The sequence below is a fragment of the Confluentibacter flavum genome, from assembly GCF_002843175.1.
GTDB lineage: Bacteria > Bacteroidota > Bacteroidia > Flavobacteriales > Flavobacteriaceae > Confluentibacter > Confluentibacter flavum.
The window spans coordinates 42,474-67,134 of the sequence record NZ_PJEO01000050.1 but is presented as its reverse complement, the minus strand read 5'-3'; the positions used below and the strand labels follow the sequence as shown (position 1 = coordinate 67,134).

The 24,661-nt window shown below is 34.6% G+C and carries 10 protein-coding genes; 1 reads left to right on the top strand and 9 read right to left on the bottom strand.

The features are described 5' to 3' along the window. Positions 1-44: 44 nt before the first annotated feature. Genes sov through CSW08_RS13235 form a run of 3 tightly spaced genes read right to left on the bottom strand, consistent with a single transcriptional unit; the run spans position 45 to position 10,177 of the window. Entirely contained in the window at positions 45-7,244 is a 7,200-nt protein-coding gene (gene sov, locus CSW08_RS13245) for a T9SS outer membrane translocon Sov/SprA (RefSeq protein WP_106660349.1), read from the bottom strand. Between the two features lie 5 nt (positions 7,245-7,249). After that, positions 7,250-7,831 carry a Holliday junction branch migration protein RuvA gene (gene ruvA, locus CSW08_RS13240; RefSeq protein WP_106660348.1) on the bottom strand — a complete coding sequence of 194 codons (582 nt, stop codon included), beginning with the start codon at positions 7,829-7,831 and terminating at the stop codon, positions 7,250-7,252. A gap of 48 nt (positions 7,832-7,879) precedes the next feature. Beyond that, complete coding sequence (locus CSW08_RS13235) at positions 7,880-10,177, bottom strand: NADP-dependent malic enzyme (RefSeq protein ID WP_106660347.1); 2,298 nt, start codon at positions 10,175-10,177, stop codon at positions 7,880-7,882. A 307-nt stretch (positions 10,178-10,484) separates the two neighbouring features. On the opposite strand from CSW08_RS13235, the gene CSW08_RS13230 reads away from it, so the two are divergent. Beyond that, on the top strand, positions 10,485-12,359 hold the full coding sequence (locus tag CSW08_RS13230; protein WP_106660346.1) for a BamA/TamA family outer membrane protein: 1,875 nt from the start codon (positions 10,485-10,487) through the stop codon (positions 12,357-12,359). Positions 12,360-12,481: 122 nt separating this feature from the next. On the opposite strand, the gene CSW08_RS13225 is transcribed toward CSW08_RS13230, so the two are convergent. The 6 genes from CSW08_RS13225 to CSW08_RS13200 all read right to left on the bottom strand — a co-directional run bounded on the left by CSW08_RS13225 (position 12,482) and on the right by CSW08_RS13200 (position 24,473). Next, entirely contained in the window at positions 12,482-13,372 is an 891-nt protein-coding gene (locus CSW08_RS13225; protein WP_106660345.1) for a carbohydrate kinase family protein, read from the bottom strand. Positions 13,373-13,557: 185 nt separating this feature from the next. Then, a complete protein-coding gene (locus tag CSW08_RS13220; protein ID WP_106660344.1) occupies positions 13,558-15,306 on the bottom strand; it encodes a RagB/SusD family nutrient uptake outer membrane protein in 1,749 nt (582 codons plus the stop codon). Between the two features lie 12 nt (positions 15,307-15,318). Continuing rightward, a complete protein-coding gene (locus tag CSW08_RS13215) occupies positions 15,319-18,474 on the bottom strand; it encodes a SusC/RagA family TonB-linked outer membrane protein (RefSeq protein ID WP_106660343.1) in 3,156 nt (1,051 codons plus the stop codon). A gap of 11 nt (positions 18,475-18,485) precedes the next feature. After that, positions 18,486-20,102 (bottom strand): glycoside hydrolase family 32 protein, encoded by a 1,617-nt coding sequence (locus CSW08_RS13210; protein WP_106660342.1) that lies wholly within the window; start codon positions 20,100-20,102, stop codon positions 18,486-18,488. A 10-nt stretch (positions 20,103-20,112) separates the two neighbouring features. Continuing rightward, entirely contained in the window at positions 20,113-21,429 is a 1,317-nt protein-coding gene (locus CSW08_RS13205) for a sugar porter family MFS transporter (protein ID WP_106660341.1), read from the bottom strand. 356 nt (positions 21,430-21,785) lie between these two features. Further along, on the bottom strand, positions 21,786-24,473 hold the full coding sequence (locus tag CSW08_RS13200) for a hybrid sensor histidine kinase/response regulator transcription factor (RefSeq protein ID WP_238987266.1): 2,688 nt from the start codon (positions 24,471-24,473) through the stop codon (positions 21,786-21,788). Positions 24,474-24,661 lie beyond the last annotated feature (188 nt).

Sequence of the window (24,661 nt, the reverse complement as noted above, 5' to 3'; positions counted from 1 at the left end):
GGCAAATGTATCTATTCGAACTTTAAATTCAAACAGATATATTTTTAATTTCCGAAATTATACCTTAGCGTAAATCCGGAACGGATGGTGGTTTGCGGAAATGCTGTTGAAATTGCATACTCTGAAAACGAATAATCAAAATAAAACAAGGCTGTTAGATTTTTACTAAACGCATAATCGGCCGAATATTTTAACATCCAAATGGTTTGCCCTGAGGTTATTTGATTGTTCTCTAAATCTAAATATCTAATAATGGTTTTATTATCCCTGATGGAAATATCCGCTTTCATATTTAAGTCGCTTACAATACGTGCACTTGGTCCAGCTAAATTAGAGCGTATGCGCAAATCTTTAATCCTATAACCCAAACCTATAATGTATTCATTTCCTTGAATTTCGGTCAATAAATTATTATCGAAACTAAGTGATAATAATCTATCTTTTTTAATTTCAGCCAAAATCTTTATGGAGTTTTGCATCTCCATATCAATTCTAATAAGCGGACTAAAATGTTCTTCTAAATTTATATTGCTGTATAATGTTTGGTTTTTAAAATTTCCAGATTGGTCTAAATCATCATTTGGTTGCGATGCATAATCCAAACCATAATCGATACCATTAAAATCTAAATTAGACCTAAATTGATTGATGGTGTAAAAAGAACGATAACCGTGATTGATTGAAAAACGTCTGAAATTCTTTTTAAACCAAGCAAACTTCATAAAGCCCGTGTATTTTAAATCCCAGTTAGGGATAGGCACATTCCTAAATGCGCCCAGTTTTACTTTACTGGCATCTTGCCCCGTATAGGCCGCTAAAAAGGCAGGCAGCAATACCGCTTGACTATTTTTACCAAACCCATTTGGATAGCCATCTGCATCAACATCATTAACATCGGCACCTCTTTCTGAAGCTAATCTTCTTGCAATGGTAAGTCGGTTTGTTCTAAAATCATTAAACGCATCCGATGTATTTTCATCGCTTATACCAAATGCCGTTTTAATTAAAAGTGTAGAGATATTAAAATTCCCAAATGTATTTGGGGTTAACGATTCATATTGTAACTCTCCACCATTATTATTAACCCTAAAATTTTCAGTATAGTTTTCATAATAAGCCCTATTGCCTATAACATCTATTTGCAAATCAGTTACAGGTTGTAAGCTTGCAGAAACATCTAATTGTTTGGTATGTGTTTCTGTATATTGTTGGTTAAATTCTGGATACAGTGTTAACCAACCACGGCTAGCGGCTAAATATCTAATATCACTTTGGCTACCAAACGTGTAACCTAAAGTTGGCTTGAGGGTTCCTATAAAACCGGGTGTTTGCAAATAACCTGGTAAAAAAGTACCATTGTTTTCCGTATAATTAAGTTGAATTCTTTTTATGCTTGTTAATATATCTACACCAGCATTTAATAATTTAGTGATTCCTTGGGGTTTTCTGTTTGCTTGAACTGGATTATTTTGTCCAGGGCCAGGAGGGCCAACCCTACTAGTTGTTGTGGTACTAGCTCGCGAAATAGGCTTTTTAACCAACCCGATGTATCTGTATAGCTTGGTCATATCGAGTGCCGAATTAATATTATGGGTATTAGCATTTTGAATATTGTTCCCTAAATCATAGGTCTGTCCATCGAGTTCCAAATTGCCATATAAATCGGATCCCTTTTGCCATTGAAAATCTCCCATATATTCATAAGTCGCATTGATGAAACTAAAGGTTGGAATTTTATCTAGCGGTAATTTATAAGTAAGTCCTAATCTTTGAAATTGTCTATTGGGGTCGCCAAAATCCAGAAAGCCATCCCAAACATCCAAATTAGGGTCTTGTTCACCATTAAGAATATCATCTTTAAAATAATTACGCACAATATTATTATTGGCTGCCGTAAAGTTTAATTGCAATGCGTTAGTAAGGGCATAATTAATGGTGTACTGAAAATCAAATGTATAATTTCTTCGAAACAACTCTTCTATTCCAATATTGCCTCCACCCAAATCAATATCCCTGAATTTTTGCTTATTAAACTGTCTGTTAATATCTGTATTGATGGTAAAACTCGTTGGTAGTAAATTAACGTTGAAATCTTTTAGTATTTTCCAGTATTTTCCAGTAAACAAGGAATCATTCTTTTTAAAAGGCTCAATATTAATAGGGTTAAAGTTAAAAGCATAATTAGCACCAACCCTTACTGTTTTGTTTACGGCATTTTCAATTTCAAAATCCCGATGTTCAACTTCATTATAAGAATAGTTTAAGGTTAGATTTTCAACATCATAAAAACGGGGCGTGGCATCGGTTGTTCTTGTTTTTCTTACGCCTATAAAGTTGATGCTTTGTCGTTTTGTATAATCTTCAGATTGTTGTCTTATAGTTTCCTCTTCACCACTAGAATTGGCAGCATCTAATCTAGATTGCAAGGTTAAATCTTCATAAAACTGATCATATTTAGGTGTAATCAATTCTTCACTTTGTCCATAATTAAAAGGAATTTGAATGCCCCATTTTTTTGGTAATAACTGTCCAACGTTTACGTTGGCAACTACATCATATTGCTTGACGTCTTCAAGGCTACGCTGACTTGGCCCTTGATCTAAACTACCAAAACCAGAAGTACTTTGTCTTCCCGTAGCACTAATATTCATGAAGTCTGCGAAATTGCTATCCATACTTACTACAGCGGCCCAACCACCTTCGTTATCCATATCGGACAACCGAAGTTCATTAAACCAAACTTCGGCACAAATATCATTACTACTAGTTGCATTTTTAACGCCTACCATAAGGGTTCTGATGTCACCAAAATTTGGATTTCCTTTTACCCCTATACGATGTTGTCCCGACACATAACCAGAAAACGGGTCTGTAACTGCTACTAATTCGCCATTTACAACATCATAAAATGTGGGATCCTCATTTATTAAAGTTCCATCTGAAATACCATTTGATTTAATCTGACCCAGAAGTTCGATTGCTATATTAATTTCGTTGTCTTCTGGCCATAGCCCTTGTCTTGAATTAGAGGTTGATACTTGTAAAGGAATCTCAATTTGATAGAAATTCTGGTTTAAATCGTTACCTATTCGTATAAAACCAACTAAATCATTGTCCGTTAAAGACCCTGAATCTCCTGGTTCTGCATGTAAAAACATTCTTAAACGTTTGTACTGGCGCATATCAATACTGATATTTTTAAATACCCCTCTGGAATCCTCTGATTCTAAATTACAAACATTCACTACTAGTGATTGTTCATTTTGTGGTATGACCGTATTATTGTTAAAAAGTTCTTCTGGTTCGATTCCGGGAGGACTGCTATAACTACCTTCGTTTTCCAGCGTACCAATAACGCCTACCGAAAAATCTGTATTGTCATCGGCAGGATCATCTTTATCAGTTTGTAGCGTTTGGTTATAACGCCTCCAATCGCTCCTTACTAAATCTAAAGTACCAAAACGAAAAATGGTAGTTTCAGTAAATTCTTTAAGAAAAACACGAGCAAAACGAACCGATCTTAAATCAGTAATACCACCAACAGCCGTTACATGGCTTCCTTGAACAGGGACTCTAAGTAAGTACCATCTAACATTTTGACTATCTCCATTAGCAAGTGCACGAGGGCGTTCTTTGTAATCCCTTAAAAATTCTTTTAAAGGATTTGAATCGGGCATATTATCAAATCCTAATTGATCTTCTGGTAAATTTTGTCTTGTAATATCTAGTTCATACTCAAAATAACTATCAATCGTGTTCATGGTATTATCACGATTAATATCTTCTACATCCGGTTGGGTGTTGGCACCTCTATCTGTATTACTAAATGTGTCTGGCGTATTGCCTTCCACACCATTGTACTGCTTGTAACGTTCAAAAATATCTCCGTCTGTATTTAAAAAATAGGTATAATTATCTTTTGAAGGATCTGGTCCAAACTCAGCACCAAATACGGCAGCCTCTTCAGCATCGTTGTAACCATCGTATCCTACATCTTGATTAACACGCTCCTCTCCTGTACTATCGAACGCATACACTAATGCTTGATTTTGAGGCACCACAGTACCCCAAGCCGTAGTTGGCAACAAACTTACATCACCACTTTTTGGCAAACCGTTTTCATATAGTTTACGTCCATCTTTAATAATATCCTCGGAAATGTTTCCTAGGTTAAAAACCAATTTCCCGCCAGGGTTTGTAGGATTCTCTTGAAATGGATCTTGCAACCAAAATTCAATATATTCTACATTTGCCTGTTCTAAATCGGTTGATGTTAATTGCCGTGTAATACCGGCCCAAGATTCTGTAGGATTATTTAAAACGCCATTGGCCGCGTTTGGGTCAAAATTATAAGGCCCTCTTTCGGTTGGATAATACGCTAAATCTAAAGTAAACAATATCGAATTTTGACCTTGCACCAGTTCTCTATCTGGAAACAGTTCATTTATAAAAACCCTACTGGTATATAAACTGGACAAATCGTCATCAGATATGCCATTAGGTCTTTGGTTGGTGTAAAAAATAGGATCGATGGTATACCAGTTTAACATGGCTCTACCATAACCATTTTGAATACCATTATTGTCATCACCTGGCGAATTTGTTAAGTCTAAAGGTCTGCTGGATAAAAACCATGATAACTGTGATTTTAAATCGATTGCGTTTTGAGTTCCTTCAAAATCATCCACATACGACGTTGCTTCTCCATTAAGATTGGTGCCTTTGGGAGCTCCAGGGGCTAAATACGCAAACTCACCCCTTAAGGACAAATTAGATTCCACATCGGTATCTATATTTGGCAACATATTTACCAAACGAGTTAAAAACGGCACTTTGGTGGCGTAATTTCCATTAATCCCTAAGATTGTATTATTAATTGGTTCGGTGCCATAATTCGCTTTTTGGGTAATGGGTCGTTCGTTAAGATTTAAGAGTGTACCTCCTAATACAAAGTTTTCGTTGAATTTATGTTCAATATTAAGACCAGTAAAGCGTCTGGTTTGTTGACCAAAAACCGCATTGTTTTCTGTAGAGATATTAATGGGTGTATTGGATGCTTTTAACGCTTCATCTAAAATTTGCACACGTCCTAACTCATAGTTTACTATGTAGTCGATCCCTTCAACCAAAACACGGCCTCCAGCAGTTACTTTTACAGAACCTCTTGGTACATTAAAAGCACCAATAGAGATACCATCACCGCCTGTAGATTTGTATCGCCCCTTTAATTGAAATTTGTTTTTTTCAATGGCTTCCAAAGCAGCTGTTTTGGTGCTTTTATAAAGTACATCATACACATACTTTACTTGGTTTTCGTTGTATGATGCGGGATCATCATAATTTTCTGCACCATTATTTGATAATTTATTAAATAGATATTCCCCGAAAGGTTCAGCATTGGGGAAAATTATTTTTCCGCTTTGTGTTAAAACCGTTATCCCGGGAACAAAGTCAAAAAACCCATCACCATTCGCTTGTGGGTCATTATTAAAATTTAATTTATCTAAATTGAATACTCTTAATAAAGGAGATTCTTGAATTGGCTGATCATTACCACTAGGAGCAGGAAATGGTGTTGAACCCACTGGTGTAATATAATTTAATGGAGACGCTTCGTTATAAAAAATGTTCAGTTTAAAATTATCTTGGCTTAAGTTATAAGCCCCTGTATCATAAATGTTTTTCATCATCAAATCCCAAACTGGCTGGGTTACATTTGTAATACTGCTTTTTAGCATTTTTAAAACAAGATTTGAATTCACAACATTGGTTACTTGTCCAGAACTGTTAGTTGTAACACTGGTTGCATCTATGCCATCATTAGCAAATTCACCTACTTGATATACCTGACCCCCAACAGTATACTGAAAAGCAACTGCCAAAACCTCATCATTATTTAAACGTTGATTTAAAGAGATATATCCTAAATCTTTATTTAAAATATATTCTTGTCCTTCCATTAATTTTCTGGCATTTTCTAATTTTGCATAATCAAAACCTTCTCTTGAATTTGGAACTGATATACCACTCTGAACTGTAGCTATATCTCTAATAGCATTTGTTAACTGTGAACCTGCTCCACCAATATTTGTTGGGTCCAACCCATTATTTTCATTACTTGGAAAAGCATCTGGGCCAGCAAAAACAACAACTCCAGCATTTCCGAATTTTTCGTTCTCACCTAAATCTTGAAGTGCTACAATATTTCTAACGTTTTCGGTTCTGTTGCTTCGGTTGGTAATCCAAACCTCTATTCTAGTAATTTGTACTCCTCGATTATTTAAAAAAGGATAGGTTTGTAAAGCTTCATCATAAGTGTCCCTAAAATATTGAGATAAATAAAAGTGCCTGTTTTCATCATAATCCCTTACAAACAATTCAAAATCTTCAACCGTTCCACCTCCTTGCGCCACTACAGATGTTGCTTGCGATTTTTGTTCAGAAAAAACGCCAGTAACGGTTGTTTTTCCAAATTGTAACTGCGCCTTAACACCAAATAAACTTTGTGCACCCGTTATTAAAGAACTGTTTAAAGGCATACTCACATTACCGACTTCTATTTTTTGAATAATGTCATCTTCTGTTGGTGTATATTCTAATTTGATAAGGTTTTGGAAATCAAACGTGGATTGCGTATCATAATTTGCAGTAACCTGAAGCCGCGTTCCCACTTTCCCAAGTAAACTAAGGCTAATACGTTGGTCAAAATCAAAGGTAAAATTACTCCGATTTCTAGGTGAAAAAGAGGGGTTATCTTGTCTAGAAAAAAGAACGCCCATATCCATTTCTACAGATCCCTGGGGAACTACCTGTATGATATCGCTACCAAAAATGGATTTAAAAAAATCTGATTTTACATAAAACTCTGGCAATAAGTTTTTTTGACCATCTTTAGAGCCATCCTTTTTTCCATCGAAAGCATCTATTTTTTCTTTGTAATAGGCTTTCAAATTTTCCCTAGCCACCAAATCTTGGTATTCTTTTGGCGTTAAAATAATAGGGTAATTTATATTGTAATTCCCTATTTTTTCGGTGTAGATATATCTATCAGTAATGGGGTCATAAGTGTATTTAGACTCTATACTGTTTGGGTTTGGCACTTTAATAGTACCTAAATTAAAGCCAGATATTATGGAATCCTGTTCGGGTTCCTGAGCCCGAGCCAAGAGAGAGAATAAAAGAACAAAAACTAAAGCAAAGTATTTTTTAATTACTCTATAAAAAATATGATTAGTTGTATTCAAATCTATTATAAATTTTTTAAGGCCTGTTTTATAATGGTTTCCACATTGGCATCTGGTTGGGATATTAAAATTTTATCGACAACACGCTCTGCTTGCTTTTTAACAAAACCAAGCACTTCTAATGCAGATAACGCTTCATTTTTATTGGTATTGTCTTTAGAAACTGAAACTTCATCCATATCATAAATCTTTAAGATTTTATCTTTCAAATCAATGATAACACGTTGAGCTGTTTTGGTGCCAATTCCTTTTATGGATTGTATCAATACAACATCTTCTTTTGCAATGCCTTCTTTTATTTGGATAGGGGTTAAGGACGAAAGCATGGTTCTTGCAATATTGGCTCCAATGCCGTTAACAGAAATCAACAACCTGAAAATCCCTCTTTCTGCTAATGAAGAAAACCCATACAGTGTATGGGAATCTTCTTTAACTTGCAAATGCGTGTATAATTTTAAATTCTCATTATCAGGTATTTGCGAGTATGTATGTAATGATATATTGATAGCATACCCAACACCATTACATTCTATAACGACATCTGTTGGGGTTTTTTCAACTAATTTTCCTTGAATATGAGTTATCATTTAACTTTAGGTTATGCTATCAAATGTAATGAAATTATTTACTCCTATTTATTTTGCATTTCCCTTTTCTTTCTCCCATTTTTCCTTTTGCTGCGCATCTATAACGGAGATGGCTGTCATGTTAACAATTTCATCTACACTCGCTCCTAATTGTAAAATATGAACCGGCTTGCGCATACCCATCATTATAGGCCCTATGGATTCCGCTTTATTTAATTCTTTAAGAAGTTTATAAGTAATGTTTGCCGATTCTAAGTTTGGAAAAATAAGCGTGTTTACTTTTTGACCTACTAATTTTGAAAAAGGAAATGCACTTTCAAGCATATCACTATTTAAGGCAAAATCTATTTGTAATTCGCCATCTACTAATAATTCTGGATTGGTTTCATGTAGAATGGCTACTGCGTCCCTAACCTTAGTTGTCCTCGGACTTGGAGAGGACCCAAAATTGGAAAACGTTGTCAATGCCATAACAGGTTCTAAACCAAACATACGTACTGTTCTTGCTGTCATTTGTGCGATTTTAACTAAATCTTCGCTCGATGGATCAATATTAATTGACGTATCACTTAAGAACATGGGACCACGTTGCGTCATCATAATATTGGTAGTAGCTATTCTTTTAGCTCCTTTTGCTAAACCGATTAACTCCAACATAGGTTTTACAACAGCTGGATAACTAAGAGAGTATCCAGAAATGATAGCATCAGCATCCCCCTCATTTACCATCATCGCTGCAAAGTAATTGCGCTCTCGCATAATACGCTTAGCAGAGTAAAGGGTAACGCCCTTACGTTTTCTTTGTTCCCAATATACTTTTGCATATTTATTTTTTCTGAATTCCTCTTCATCAGATTTTGGGTCGATGATTTGAATATCTGCATCAAATTCGATTTCAGCCATTAACTTTTGAATCGTTTCCCTTCTACCTAATAAAATGGGAATCGCAATACCTTCATCATATGCTATTTGCGCTGCCTTCAAAACATCCAAATGATCTGCTTCTGCATAAACCACTCGCTTAGGATCCATTTTTGCTCTGTTGGTAAGCAATCTAATCATTTTATTATCAGACCCTAGTCGCTCCAATAATTCATCCTTATATTTTTCCCAGTTTTCAATAGGATGGGTAGCAACACCACTTTCCATAGCAGCCTTGGCTACTGCTGGAGGTACTTCGGCAATTAAACGAGGATCGAATGGTTTTGGAATAATATACTCTTTACCAAATGTTAACCTCGTTTCGCCATAGGCAATATTAACCTGTTCCGGAACGGGTTCTTTAGCCAGTTTTGCCAAAGCTTTAACAGCAGCCATTTTCATGGCTTCGTTAATTTTTGTTGCTCGAACATCTAATGCCCCTCTAAAAATAAAAGGGAATCCAAGTACATTATTTACTTGGTTAGGATGGTCTGAACGACCAGTTGCCATTATAATATCCTTTCTTGTATCTACAGCAAGTTGGTATTCTATTTCTGGATTTGGATTTGACATGGCAAACACAATAGGATTTTTAGCCATTGCTAATAACATCTGAGGGCTAACAATATTTGCCGTTGATAAGCCTATAAAAACATCGGCATCAATCATGGCTTCATCTAAGGTATCTATTTTTCTGTGGGTTGAAAATTCGGCTTTTTCGCCCGATAAGTTTTCCCTATCATTCCTTATCACGCCTTTACTATCAAGCATGACCATATTTTCACGTTTCGCTCCACAAGCTTGATATAAACGAGAACACGAAATGGCCGCAGCCCCAGCACCACTGATGACGATTTTTACATCTTCAATTTTCTTTTTTGTGATTTCCAAAGCATTTATTAAAGCGGCTGCCGATATAATAGCCGTACCATGTTGGTCATCGTGCATGACTGGAATATCCAATTCTTCTTTTAAACGCCTTTCTATCTCAAAGGCTTCAGGGGCTTTAATATCTTCTAAATTGATGCCTCCAAATGTAGGAGCAATCATTTTTACGGTTTGAATGAATTCTTCAACATTCTCTGTGTTTACTTCTATATCGAATACATCTATGTCTGCAAATATTTTAAAAAGCAACCCCTTTCCTTCCATAACAGGTTTTGATGCTTCTGGACCGATATTCCCTAAACCCAAAACGGCTGTTCCGTTTGAAATAACTGCAACCAAATTCCCTTTGGCTGTATATTTGTAAACATTTTTTACATTTTTTGCTATTTCCAAACAAGGTTCGGCAACACCTGGTGAATATGCCAAAGACAAATCTCTTTGAGTGGCGTATTTTTTTGTTGGTACAACTTGAATTTTTCCTGGAGTTGGTTTTGCGTGGTATATAAGCGCTTCTCTGCGTTTACTTTCTTTGCTCATAGGGCTTTATAGTTTAGTGGTTGTCAAAATTGAGAAACTAGGCTGTTAAACAATCCTTGAGTGTATATACTACAAGGATATCGTTTAAGTGACAAATATAATAATCCTATACTTTAAACCGCTATTCTTTTAAGAAATTGATATTTCTTTCTGAGTTTCTTTGTTAAGGTTTATTTAAATATTAAACAAAGCCTATAATTGTGTGGAAATCTCATATTTATTAAACACTTTAATTCTAAAAATGTAGCATCACTAACTAAATAATTATATTTGATTTTTTTTGAGACACCCTTAATTTATTTAATAAATGAATTTAAAAAAAATCTTTCTCACGGTTGCTTTATGCCTACTTAGCAATGCAATTATGGCTCAAAGACAAACATCTGGAAATGATTCAACGGAAGTATATAAAAAAATTGAGGATTATTCCAAACGGCGTAAATTTACAAAAGCCATTCATGGATTAATTTTTAGGTCGGCCAACGAAAACACACAAAACAAACGAAAAAAAATTACTACACAATCCTATAAGCCCTTTCATGGAAAACCTATTAGAAATATCGTTATAGAAACTATGGATCCTTTTGGCTATTCAGTAGACAATCCCAATAAAACGTCTCAAAGTTGGCTTGGTACAACGGGCAACCACCTCCACCTCAAATCTAAGGATTATGCTATTCGGAATTTATTACTTTTTAATCAAGGCGCATTGCTCGACACATTCAAAATTTCTGAATCAAAACGTTTATTGCGCTCTCAAAAGTTTATAAGAAGTGTAAAAATAGATATAGATAAAGTAGGAAATAAAACGGACTCGGTCGATGTTACCGTGCGCGTGCTGGACTCTTGGAGTTTGATTCCAAAAGGATCAATTTCACAGTCTAAAATGAATATAGGATTAGAGGAACGCAATTTTTTTGGCATTGGCCATGAATTTAATAATAGATTTGATAAGAAATTCGAAGATAAAAGTACAGCACACAGCATAGAATATGTCATTTCAAACATAAAAAACACCTACATTAATACCAGATTAATTTATATAGAATCTTTAGAGGGTGATTTAAGAAAAAGCTTGAGCATCGATAGAGGCTTCATTTCCCCATTAACACGATGGGCTGGTGGTATTTATTTAGACAAGCAAGTTAAATTAGATTCACTAGCAGATTCCCGAAATTATTTCCAAACTAAAACATTTAAGTTTCAAACACAAGATTTCTGGATAGGGCACGCTTTTAAAATTTTTTCAAATAATTCACTTGAAGAACGTACCACAAACCTCATCACCTCGGTTCGATTTGCCAATGTCGCTTACAAAGAATCGCCCGAAATGGCGTTTGATTCCATCAACTACTTTTCAAAAGAAAAGTTTTATTTAGGAGCTATTGGATTGGCATCAAGGCAATTTGTTGAAGATCATTTTATATTTAGAGATGGTATTATTGAAGATGTTCCCATTGGTTTTGCTATTTCATTTACCCCTGGGTATCAAATAAAAAATGATGTAAATCGCTATTATGTTGGAGGCAATATAGCATTTGCCGATTATTTAAAATGGGGCTACTTTAATGCTAATATAGGCTACGGAACTTTTATAAACGGTAATAAAAAGGAACAAACGGCTTTGTCTGTGGAGCTAAATTATTTTACAAACCTTATTTCATTAGGAAGTAAATGGAAAATGAGACAATTTATAAAGCCCCAAATACTTTTAGGTTATAATCGAAAAAATACAATTGCAGATCGCCTGAATTTAAATGAAAACTACTATGCCTATGGCTATGACCGAAATGAATTTAAAAACCATACAAGATCTGGCATTCCTGGCTTCAATGCCAATATTTATGGCACTCAAAAAGCCATTTTGTCATTTCAAGCTCAATTCTATTCTCCTTGGGATATTTTAGGTTTTAGATTAAATCCGTATGTAAATATTACTGGAGGAATTTTAGGGGACGCCGACGAATCTCTTTTTGATAGCAAGCTTTACTCTTCGTTTGGAGTTGGATTTATTATTAGAAATGATTATTTGGTTTTTAGTTCTTTTCAACTATCTCTATCCTATTACCCAGTAACCCCTAACAGCAGTGGCAGTGTATTCAAGACCAATGCTTTCGAAAGTAATGATTTTGGCTTTCAACAAATAGATGTGGGAAAACCAAGCACTCTCTGGTATAGATAAAATGATTTTTCAACAAAATTGATATTTCTTTTTAATACCTGAAGTTTTTGAATATTTAATGAAGATATTTAGTTTTTCTATAATACCAAAAAAAAAAACCATTATAAATTATTTTAATAACTCTATACTTTATATGGATTTATAAATGCATCGATATCTGACTTTATCAACACAGGGTTAGCTCCTTCATTTTGGGCTACCATAGCCCCAACGGCACAAGCAAAATCTATGGCCTCTTGGGGATTTATCTTGTTAAGAAGATGACTTATTAAAGCACCTAAAAAAGAATCGCCAGCACCAACAGTATCAATTACTTTTATTAAAAAACCACTATTGTAATAAAGTTTATCATTGTATAACAATACAGCTCCGTGGTGTCCTTTAGTGACACAAATATGCTTCGTATTTGTTTTGTTTGCAATGTACATTAAGTTTTGCTCCAATGAATTAAACTTAGACCCCATTGCCTTGCTCACTTCATAAAGTTCATCATCATTAAATTTTATAAAATCGGCTTTGTTCATTAAATGTATTAAAACCTCCTTGGTATAATACGGTGGCCTTAAATTAAGGTCAAAAATTTTATAATTGGCAAGTTCAATAAGTTTGAACAATGTGCTTCTAGAACTATCGTCCCTTGCTGCAAGGCTTCCAAAAACAAAAGCATCCGAATTTTTAACAACCCCTTTGTTTATTTCCGTTAACCTTATTTTGTCCCAGGCCCTTGGGTATTTAATATCATATGAGGCTGATCCTTTTTCGTTCAGCATCACTTTTACTTTTCCTGTTTTGTACTCATTATGCACTTGAATACAACTGGCATCAATGCCAACATCTTTAATATATTGTAGCAATTCAGCGCCACTTTTACCTTCACCTATAGCGCTAATCATCGTTACATCATGATTAAATGATCGTAACCTACTAGCAACATTTAAAGGGGCTCCTCCAATTTTCTTTTGGGTAGGGAATACATCCCATAAGACTTCTCCGAAACATGTTATTTTAGACATATTATTTCATCTGTTTTTATTTATTGTTTTTAATTGTCAGATGGAACACCCTTAACAATCATCCTCGTATATGTAAATACTATTCTCATGGGTGCTTCATTTAAAAGTTTAAGAGGGTGTTTAATTAAACACCCTCTTAATTTAAAAAAACTAACTTAAAAAACTAAACAATTTTATGATTAAAATTAATATCCAGGATTTTGATCATATAGACCTCCTGTAAAATCAATCTCTCTTTGTGGTATTGGATAATACTCATCGCGTCCCGCAGTAAACTGAGCATTAGCAAGAAAATCTTTCCTTGTTTTTTCAACCGCCAAATAAGCATTCAATACTGGTTCTGCCATGCCCCATCTTACTAAATCAAAGAATCTTGGTCCTTCCATACCAAACTCCAACCTTCTTTCAAACATTAACGCTTTAAACGCATCTGCCTTAGACATTCCCATTGGGTACATGCCAACATTATAAACGTTTGAAGCCCCAGCGTCAATTTGTCTTTGAGTACTTGCTGCTGCACGTGTTCTAATTTGATTAATAATTGTCACGCCTCCATCAACTTGATTTAATTGAATTAATGCTTCAGCTTTAAATAATAACACATCGGCGTAACGTATAAAATCAACATTTTTAGACGTTCCTACAAATGGCCCTTCTTTCACATAACATGAACAATCTGGTGCCTGTTGTTCTTTCATATTACCAAAATAACCATATACACCTGGGTCTCTTGCCCAACTAAAATTATATACCATATCACCAGTCGTATTAACTGTATTGCGATATTTAAATGGGCGACCAGGTATTCCAACCGTATGGTCAATTCTCGGATCTAAAGTGACGCCTGCTGCCAATGGTGTTTCTCCGTTGCCATCAACAACATTAAAAATATTACTGTTATTAAACGTATCTAATAAAGGCAACCCAGTAATAATATCGGTTTTAAATGCATTTACCATATTATGACTTGCCAAATGGAATCCGCAACACCCATACAACCCAGTTCCGTGAGGCGAATTCAATCCTGTAACAAAACTTACCCTACTTACTACTGTTCCGTCGTTTATTGAAAATTGAGCTGCCCAAATAGATTCTAAACCGTTATCAAATCCATCTAAAAAATTATTACCATAATCTGCTTCCAAAGCTCCCGTAACATCGTCCGCATAATCAATCACTTCTTGTAATCTGGTTGCATTGATATTGGTCACCTGATGGGTGTCGTTTTGCTCATAAGCTTGATACAAACGTAACTTAGCTAAATAAGCCGCCGCCGCATTTTTATCGGCTCTACCAACTTGGTCTTGAGTTTGTGGTAAATTGTTGTATGCAAATAAGAAATCATCAGCAATGGTATTCCATAAAGCATCATTCTCAACATCATTCGAAATTTGCAAAAGTTCTTCTTGAGACAAACCCTCTGTGATGTAAGGTATTTTTTTGAACAATAATTTAAGTATGAAATGAGAATGTGCTCTTAAAAAGCGTAGTTCAGCTTGTCTTAAAGTTTTGTCTGCATAATCTGTATCAGGAATGTCATTGATTACCGACAATGCAAAATTAGCTCTTGATATGGCTTTATAATAGTTTGTCCAAGTTCTTGGCCCCATCCAGTCTGATGGATCGTCTGCAGTAGTTAAGTTGTATTGTTCGTAGCGATCAATAATATCAACGTCTCCACGGCCACCACCACCTTTATAGGCATCATCAGATCGTACACTACCAAATACCCACATATGCGTTAATGGCCCAACCATTTCATCATTAGCGATACCTGCATAAGCAGCTACCACTAGAGCTTCAGCATTTTCTGCAGTTGCGACGTTTTCATTAGATAATACCCCTTCTGGTTCGTATTCTAAAAAATCTTTGGAACAACCTACAACAACTATTGTTGCTATAATTCCAAATAAAAATGTTTTTATATTTTTCATGTTTTTCAATTTTTAAAAGTTTATGTTTAACCCTAGTGAAAGTGTGGTTGGAACGGGAATGTTATCTACATTAGTTCGCTCTGGGTCTGCACCTATATAATCTTTTGGTGTAAACCAAAATAAGTTTTCACCTTGAAAGTAAAGTCTCAATCCTGTCATTCCGGCCCATTTGCTTATCATTTCTTCCGGGAACGAATAACCTAATTGTAAGTTTCTAACTTTGAAATAAGAATTTTTTCTGTATAAATAGTCGGAAGTTCTTAAATCATTAAACGCTAACGACAAAGATGGAATTGAAGACCCTGTATTATTAGGGGTCCATGCATCTAACACGCCAAGTCCAGCATTCTCTCTACCTTGTACAAAATTATTCCAGAATATGTAAGGGTCTTGTCCAATTCTTCCAGCTACACCTGACCCAAATACAGAAAGGTCAAAGTTCTTATAATTTAAATCGATACGAATACCATACTCTAAATCCGGCAAAGTTGTACCTAAGAAATCTCTATCTTCTACACCAATACTTCCATTGCCATCTAAATCTTGGAATTTTAACCCTCCAGGTCTAGCAGCAATTTGTGTGGGACTTGCATCAATATCTGCTTGACTTTGAAATAACCCTGCTGTTCTATAACCGAAAATTGAGAATTGAGAATGACCAATAATAGAATTATCTACAGTACCAGGATAAGAAGATACAACCTCTTCTGGTAATTGAGTAATCTCGTCTTTAAATGCACCGAAATTAGTAGATACCGTCATGGACAGACCGTTGTTAAAAGTTTTAGAATATCCTAAGGATAATTCCCAACCTTTGGTTTCTGTTGTAGCTCCATTTAATACTCTTTGTTGCCCTTCACCAACTACTGATGCAATTGGTGGCGTTGTTAAGATATCACTAGTTTCTCTTGTAAAATAATCAAAAGACCCTACCACATTATTGTTAAATAACGTAAAATCAACACCAAGATTCAATTCCTTTGTGGTTTCCCATTTTAATGCTGAATTTGCTGCCTGTATAGAAACAAACCCAGAAGGTAAGTTACCCGTATTGATACCAGACAAGTCATAAGCAGTTCCTACATTATAATAGATATTAAAAAAGTCTGGTACAAATTGATTTTGGTTTGGCCCATATCTAGATTCAAATAAACCAAAACGAGCCACATCTCCAATTGATTGGTTACCTACTTCTCCGTAACCCGCTCTTAATTTTAATGAGTTTACAATATCATTATCTTTCCAAAACTCTTCATTATCAATTCTCCAACCAACTGTAACCGCTGGAAAAACACCATATCTGTTATCCGCACCAAATCTTGATGACCCGTCTCTACGTAGTGTTAAAGATGCTAAATACCTGTCTTGAAATGCATAGTTTAATTTACCAAACTGTGACAACAATCTACTTCCTGTTGATGACCCACTATTTGTACGTGCCCCTGTTGCAGCATTTAACTGGAAAAAAGATTCTGTTTCAACTGCAAAAGTATTTGCCGAGGCATTGACACTTGCAAAATCATCTTTTATTGATTCTGCCCCTAATAAAACACCTATTTTATGGTCATCTCCAAGTTCTAATTGATAGTTCAATGTATTAGTAAATACAAAACTTGTAAATTTATTAGTGTTTTCTATAAGTCTATTATCTCCTCGTGTTATAAACCCATTGCTGACTCTTCGCTCAATATCTCTTTTTTTGTAATCACCGAAATCAAGACCTAAACTTGTTCTAAACGTTAAGTTTTTGATTATGTCAAATTCTGCATAAATATTACCGAAGATATTTGTTCTATCTGTATTATCCCATTGATTTAAATCCTGCATTAAAACTGGATTATTTCTATCAGAATAACCGGCTCCTAATGGCCCAGCATAATTTCCATTAGCGTCATATACTGGTAAAGTAGGCGCCAAAGTAATGCCTAGACCTGGGGTAAATGCACTACCAACATCTCGAGACGCTAAGGTTTCATCGGAAGTTGAAAATTGTGTATTAATACCTATACGCAATTTATTGTCAAACAAATTAAAATTAGAATTTAATTTTGCTGTAATCCTTTCATATCCTGTGAATTTTAAAATACCTGTATTTTTTAAATGCCCGATATTTAATAAGTGAAATGAATTATCGGTACCACCAGAAATTGAGATTTCATTATTAGAAACATAGCCTGTTTGATAAAGTTCATCTTGCCAATCGGTGTCTCCAGCAGGTACAGTTGAATCGCCACCCACAAAAGGTTGAACGGAAACACTATTTAAGACTGGATTATTAAAATCGCCATTCCAATCAAAATTATAAATCTCTCCATAACCCGCATTAGGATCTGCTCCATCGTTAACTGATGCTTGCCAAATGGCTTGTCCTCTTTGTTGTGCATTTAACATATCATAGCGCTGTTTTTTCTCTGATAGCATTGACACGTTGGAATTTATAGCGACATTAAATTTTTCTCCTCCTGCTGCTTTTGCACTATTTTTTGTAGTGACAATAATAACACCATTGCCTGCTCGTGCTCCATACAATGAGGAAGCAGAAGCATCTTTTAATACTTGAACAGATTCTATGGCACTAGGATTTATACTCGAAAAAACCTCTTGTCTTACAGTTGGTACGCCGTCTATTACATAAAGCGGATCGTTGTTACCCAAAGTTGTAGCTCCACGAATTAAAATTCGATTACTAGTTCCTGTTGGGTCTCCACTCTTCTCAATAAACAACCCTGGCACCCGACCCTGTAATCCTTGTATAGCACTACCTGAACTTAAAGTAGCACCTTCAGCTGGACCTAACTCTACAACCGTAATTGCCCCAGTTACGTCTACTTTTCTTTCTCTGGAATATCCAGTAACAATAATTTCGTCTAGTGCTGCAGCATCTACTAACATCACAACGTTTATTGCAGAACGTCCACTAATTTCTATTAGTTGCGTTTGGAAACCTACGTAGCTAAAAACCAATGTTGCATTTTCATCAACATTTTCCAGCATATAATTTCCATCAAAATCTGTAGCGGTACCTTGAGTTGTGCCCGATACAATTACCGACACACCAGGTAAAGGCATGCCATCTTCTTGGGAGGTAACAGTACCACTTACCTGTGCTTGTGCCCAAATGCTTGCAAAAGCAAATACGGGCAGAAATAAAAGTTTTTTTAATTTCATAATAAATTAATTTAGTTAAAATTTAGTTTGTGGATTTCAATATTGCCTAGAACGAATTCTTGGTCATTAGGTTCAATACTTAACTTATCGAATGGTGAGTTCGGGAAAAATATTTCTGTCATTACGGTTTCGCCATTATCAAAAAATAGCTCTATAGATGTTTTGTCCAGAATAATTGTAGCAGACAAATCTGGATTTAATGATGTTCTTTTGGCCTTAGAAACATGACTTGCAAACTTTTCTGAAAATGCTGTTTTACCAGATTTTCTTCTATCTACAAAAAAGTTTTTATCGCTACTATCATATCCAAACGCTAAGGTGTCACCTTGTTTATTGGTAAGTTTAAAAGTGAAGCTTTTATCTTTTAAATCTGGGATTATAAAATTGATTTCCGTACTAGATAAATCAACAACTTTGGAATCGGTAATTTTTGTATTACCTTTTATCTCTATTGATTCTTTTTTATACTTGGTGCTTCTATAGCTGGTTAGTTCTTTTACAGGCTTAAATAACAACCTGTAACTAGCATCCATTTTTTGAAGCTCAACTTCTCTTGCAACCGTCATGGCGCTTCTCCATGTTTCGGTAGGAACTTCTTGTCCATATTGCCAATTGGACATCCATCCCATGAATAATTTTCTACCATCAGTATCTGGTATATTTGCCCAGGTTACTCCCGCATAATTATCTCTTCCGTAATCAATCCATATCGATTTATGTTCAGAACTATTTAAATCCTTTTCAAATGATGGGTCAATTGTAAATTGTTTACCATCAAAATCGCCCACAAAATATTGTGTTGCAGAACCGCCATTTGGGCCACCTGGATTAATACTAACCAACAACACCCATTTTATTTCATCAGTTCCTTGAACTACCATTGGGAAAAAATCTGGACATTCCCAAACGCCACCATGTGCACCTATACCATCCCCAAAATCAGATTTCAATTTCCAATCTTTTAAGTTTGGTGAAGTGTAGAACATAATTTTTTGACCAGCCGCCAATACCATAAGCCATTCTTCGTGTATGGAATCCCAAACAATTTTTGGGTCTCTAAAATCTTTAATGTCTGGGTTTTTAATAACTGGATTACCCGAATATTTGGTAAAGGTTTGACCTTCATCTAACGAGTATGCTATGGCTTGCGATTGATAATTTGTTTTACCTGCTTTTTCTCCATCCATATCGTGGTACGTAAACATGGCAATTATAGGTTGTCCGCCACCTTTACCAAATCCTGAGGTATTGTTAACATCTACCACGGCACTTCCCGAAAAAATATAGCCTTTTTCATCTGGGAATATGGCTATGGGCATTTCTTTCCAAGTGACCATATCTGTGCTGATAGCATGCCCCCAATGCATGGGTCCCCAAACATTTCCATCAGGATAATGCTGAAAATATAAATGGTAATACCCATTATAGTAAAACATACCATTCGGATCGTTCATCCATGCCTCTTTAGGAGTAAAATGAAAATTTGGACGGTACAGTTCTTCTTCTGTATAGGATACATTTACAGGTTCATCAGTATTTTTACTGTTTTGGTCCTTATCTTTGCACCCAATAAGAAAGGACAAAGCCACAAGCATTAAAATCAGATTAGTTTTTCTTAAGGTTTTCATTTTATTTATCTTATTTAATTAGTTTTTTACTTAATTCTTCTAAGGATATTCCTTTGGTTTCTGGCATCATAAAAATCACAAATAACAATTGGAGCCCCATCATAAAGGCAAAGAATAGAAAAACCATGCCTGCACCTATTGTAGAAAATAGAACGGGGACTAAAGAAGGTACTATGGCGGCCAAGACCCAGTGGACCGAACTGCCAAATGATTGCCCAGAACCTCTTAAATGATTGGGGAATATTTCTGAAATAAACACCCAAATTACGGTACCTTGGCCAATGGCATGTGCCGCTATGAACATGAACAAGAATATGGGAACAGAATTACCTTCCCAATGAAAGAAAAATGCCATAGAGACTAACGATAAAGATATAATGTAACCAATAGAACAGATAAACATTAATTGTTTCCTTCCTAATCTATCTATTAAAAAAATACCTAAAAGTGTAAATATCAAGTTAGTAACCCCTACCCCTATACTGCTTAAAAGCGCTGAACTTTCTTCAAGACCCGCTTCCGTTAAAATCCTAGGGGCATAATATAGCAGTGCATTGATTCCGGACAACTGATTGAAAAAAGCCATTAAGAATGCCAGAATTAACGGAAACCTATACTTCTTTAAAAAAATGTTCTCATTTGGCACCGTATTTTCCATCTCATCCTTTATCTCTAACATGAGCTTTTCTGGATCTTGATCTGGATTGATGATTTGTAGTACGCTCTTTGCTTCACTATTTCTAAACTTAGTAAGCAACCATCTTGGGCTTTTCGGTATAGTTAATGCAAATATGGTATAAATAGCAGCAGGGAATGCTTCCACCCCTACCATCCAGCGCCAGGCGTTTTCCCCTATATTATTTAATAAGTAGTTAGAAAAAAATGCAACAAGAATACCAAATACAATATTGAACTGGTATAGACCTACTAGTTTACCTCGGTCCTTGGCGGGCGCTATTTCTGAGATGTATGCCGGTGCCGCAATGGTTGATGCACCTACGCCCAGTCCTCCAATAAACCTAAAGATCGCAAATGTTATGGGGTCATTGGCCAACGCAGATCCTATTGCGGATATGGTATATAATACGCCTATCCATATCAAGGTATTTTTACGCCCTATCCTATTGGTCGGGACCCCACCAAAAAAGGCCCCTACTACCGTGCCCCAAAGTGCCATGCCTATAACAACAATGCCATGGAACATATCGGATGAGCCCCATAATAACTGTAATTTTTTTTCGGCGCCCGATATAACTACAGTGTCAAAGCCAAATAAGAAACCTGCTAAGGCTGCAGTAATAGACCAGATTAGTATCTTTCTGTTCATTGCGTGGTGTATTTAGTTTAGTGTTCACAAGATACTTTTAAAGACTGATGTCATATTTCAGATATGTATCAAAACATTATGAAATTGTTAAAGAATCGTTAAAAATAACTCAAATATCTAATTACCAGCACATTATAAAAAATAATATTTTTATAAAAATTTTTGATGTTTAATATTGTTACATCATACTTTCAAAATTGTTTCACAGAATAAGCACTCTATTTATTGAATTGACAAAAAGAAAGCTATTTAATTACTTAACTAAGCAAAAATTAAGGATAAAATCAACTATTAAGTAAAAATTATAGCTAAAATTTACGAAAATGCTAATTAAAAAAGTGTTTTTAGGTTTAAATTTATTCCTCTCTAAAAGCTTTGGGCGATTTATTGAATTTCCCTTTAAAACTGGTAGAAAAGTAATTGGGGGATGAAAAGCCAGTAGCATAAGCTATTTCAGAAATTGTTAATTGCGAATCCTGCAACAAGATTTTAGCTTTTTCAAGTCGTATGTTTTGAATATAATCACTAACGTTTACATCCATAATGGCCTTCATTTTTCTATAAAGTTGAATTCTGGATATATTAAGCTTACTGGCTAAATTCTCAACAGAAAATTTAGAATTATCAAGATTATCATTAATTATTTTATTCACCTTCGAAATAAATTCTTGCTCCAAAGGCCCAAAATGGCTAGTATCTATATTATGTACATTGTTAACAAAATAATAGCGAAGCTTTTCTCTATTATAAATAAGCGTTTTAATGGATTGTGATAAAATGGCGAAACTAAATGGTTTGGTTAAATATAAATCGGCACCAGATTCTAGTCCTTTAATATAAGATTCTTTGTCATTTAAAGCCGTTAGTATAACGGTAGGGATGTGAGATGTTCTTAAATCTTTCTTTAAAATGTCACATATTTCAAAACCTGTTTTATCGGGAAGATTAACATCGCAAATTATAATATCTGGAATAAGCCCTAAAGCCATTTCTACACCGTTGCTGCCATCAGAAACATGCACACTGTACTCTTGTGTTAATTTGCCTTTTAAGTATTTAACCAAATCTGGATTGTCTTCAATAATTAAAATTGAATAGCGTTCATCATCATTTAAAACCGCATCTTGATTAAATATATCTTCCTCATAATCTACATTGAAACTCAACACAGCACTATCAACAACATCGGGCAGATAAATAATTTCGTCTGAATTTAAATGTGCATTTCCTTTATAAAGTGTTAAAACAAATTCTGCTCCATGTTTTGAAAATACCTCAATAGTACCTTTATGAAGGTCTATAAATTCTTTAGATAAATGCAATCCAATACCAGAACTAGATTTGTTGTTATTCGTGCCTTGGTAAAATGCTTTAAAAACATTATTTAGTTCTTGGTTTGGTATACCTATGCCAGAATCCTTAAAATGTATGGTTACATAATTACTTTCAAAATCATCTTTAATATCAATGGATATTGAACCATTATTAGGGGTAAACTTAAATGCATTTGACAATAGATTGAAATAAACTTTGTCCATTAAATTTCTATCTAAATAAACTTTTAAGCTTTTATTATTGCAATTAATAGAAAAACTAATGTTTCGTTTTTGTGCTTCTCTCTCAAAATCCTTAAAAACAGTGTTGGTAAAATCGAATAGATTGGTTTCAGAGGCTTTTAAAACAAACTTTCTGTCTTCTATTTTTCTAAAATCAAGTAACTGATTAATCAACCGTAATAACCGTTTCGAATTGTTATAGATTAAGCCTACTTCTTGAACTAATTTGTTGTCTCTAATTAATTTATTATCGGATAAAGATTCAACTGAGGAGAGAATTAGTGTAATAGGCGTTTTAAATTCGTGCGATAAGCCTGTGAAAAAATTTACCTTAGCTTCATTACTGATTTTAACTTTCTCGGCTATTTTTTTAATTTGATTTCTTTGGATCGTAATTTTTTTGTTTTGCAGTTCTAATGCGCGTTTTTGCTTTTTAATATTATACCCCGAATATATGCTGTAGGCTCCCAAAAGGATACTAGTAATTAATAGTCCTAAAAGCAACTTTAAGATGTTAGTTTGCGAACTATAAGTTTCCTCTTGTTTATCTATTGTGCTTTGTTGTTTTAAAATATCTTGCTGTTGTTGGTTTATTTTATTGAACTGATTCCACATAATATCAGCATTACGAAAATCTATAACTGTTGTTTCCAAAAGATTGTTTTTTGGAACACTTTCACCATTTAAAATTTTCATGGCTAATCTTATAGCTTCATCACCACCTGTAGGATATAATATGGTAGCCAACAACACATTATCTTGTACCAGCTTAATACCTCCATTTTCCCCGGGCAATCCATCAACTCCAACAAATCCTATTTTGTTGTGTAAGTTTTTTTCTTTAGCAACCTCCCATGCTCCAAGTACCATTCTATCATTGTGTGCAAATACATAATCTATATCTTTTATTTCATTTAACACTTTACTTAAACTATCTTTAATAGAATAACTTTCCCAGTTGCCTTCAATAGATTTAACAATTTCTAGATTATCATTTTTTTCTATGGTAGTCTTAAAGCCAATACTCCTTTCTAAAGCAGGTGAAGAACCAGATAAACCGCGAATTTCTACTACCTTTTTTCTTTCGTTTGATAGCGATGCCAAATAATTTGCAGCATCTACACCTACTTGGTAATTATCACCTCCTAAATATGCCGTATAATTTTGCCCCTCCGTTTTCCTGTCAACAATCAAAACAGGAATTCCCTTATTAAATGCCTTTTCAACAATTGGTGTTATTGGTTGTGATTTAACAGGAGAAACAATCAACACATCAACGTTTTTAGCTATTAATTCTTCAATGTCTTGTATTTGGTTTTCAATATTATCTTCGCCATCCAAAATAATAAGTTCAACATTTGAATACAGGGACGTTTGTATTTTCATAGATTGATTCATAGCTCTTCGCCACTCATCATTAACCCCTGTTTGAGCAAATCCGATAGTGTAATCTTTGGTTTCGGTCTTATTACACGAAAAAGAAAACAAAAGAATTGATATTGAAAAAAATCTGAAAAAAATATGGAAAGGTCTGGTCTTCATTAAAAAATACAATAGTCTTAATACTTTAAAAATAATTTTGAAGATAATGATTTCTCTAATAAAAATTTACTTAGTGCTTATTTAAATGTATTATCCTGTATTTATAATAAATTTACTATAAAAATATAGTAAAA